Below are 1250 nucleotides of genomic sequence, written 5' to 3'. Positions count from 1 at the left end.
GGTTCGGGGTGAAGCTCAATCCCGATACACAGGTTATTGCGACGCTTGGCTCGAAAGAGGGTTTCGCCAACATGGCCCAGGCGATCACTGCGCCCGGTGACGTGGTTCTGGTACCGAATCCAAGCTATCCGATCCACGCCTTCGGATTCCTGATGGCCGGGGGCGTCATTCGCTCCGTGCCGGCCGAGCCGACCCCGGACTTCTTCCCGGCCGCAGAGCGCGCAATCGCGCATTCGATCCCGAAACCGATCGCGCTCGTGGTGTGCTACCCGTCCAATCCGACAGCTTACGTCGCGTCGCTCGATTTTTACCGCGATCTCGTCGCCTTCGCCAAAAAGCATGAGATCTTTCTCCTGTCGGATCTCGCGTATTCGGAGGTCTATTTCGACGAGGCGAACCCGCCTCCGTCGTTGCTTCAGATCCCAGGCGCGGTAGACGTCGCCGTCGAATTCACGTCCATGTCGAAAACCTTTTCCATGGCGGGGTGGCGGATCGGATTCGCAGTGGGCAATGAACGTCTGCTCGCTGCCCTCGCTCGGGTGAAATCCTATCTCGATTATGGCGCATTCACGCCAGTTCAGGTGGCGGCCACGGCCGCACTGAACGGACCCGAGGACTGCATCCGCGAGATGCGGGGGATCTACAAGCACCGCCGTGACATCCTGATCGAGTCGTTTGCGAAAGCGGGCTGGACGATTCCGGTCCCGACTGCCTCGATGTTCGCCTGGGTTCAAATTCCTGAGAAATTCCGGTCGCTCGGAAGCCTCGAATTCTCCAAATTGCTCGTTGAGAAGGCGGACGTCGCCGTCGCTCCGGGAATTGGCTTCGGCGAACACGGCGATGATTACGTCCGTATCGCCCTCGTCGAAAACGAGCAGCGGATCCGACAGGCGGCCCGCAACGTGCGGCGTTTCTTCGATACCGCCGACCAGACGTTGCACAATGTCGTTCCCCTCTCGCGCGTGAGCTAGGCGAACCCGCTTTCCCGGTGCGGCTGCATGGACATGCAACCGTGGCAGTCGTAAAGAGCATCGCGATTTCCAACGGAGTGCGTTGTCGGTGACACAGCCTTTTCGGATCGGCCTCGCCGGGCTCGGCACAGTTGGCGCGTCGGTCATTCAGATTCTGGCTCGTCGCGGTGCGGAGCTTGCTCATCGGTACGACCGACCGCTCCAGGTGACCGCGATCTCAGCCCGGGACAAGACGCGGGATCGGGGTTTCGACCTTAAGGATTATCGCTGGTTCGACAG

General features: G+C 60.8%; 1 protein-coding gene and 1 pseudogene. Both read left to right on the top strand.

Annotated features, from left to right (window positions below; translation table 11 throughout):
* On the top strand, nucleotides 1–971 hold a 971-nt coding region (locus AC1DT3_RS21695; protein ID WP_477467250.1), incomplete at its 5' end, for an aminotransferase class I/II-fold pyridoxal phosphate-dependent enzyme.
* An 88-nt stretch (nucleotides 972–1059) separates the two neighbouring features.
* Nucleotides 1060–1250, top strand: a pseudogene (locus tag AC1DT3_RS21690) (homoserine dehydrogenase); the annotation flags it as partial.

This window comes from Microvirga sp. P4_G7, from assembly GCF_056401005.1.
The sequence above is the reverse complement of the archived record's forward strand: the minus strand, read 5'-3'. Positions and strand labels throughout refer to the sequence as shown.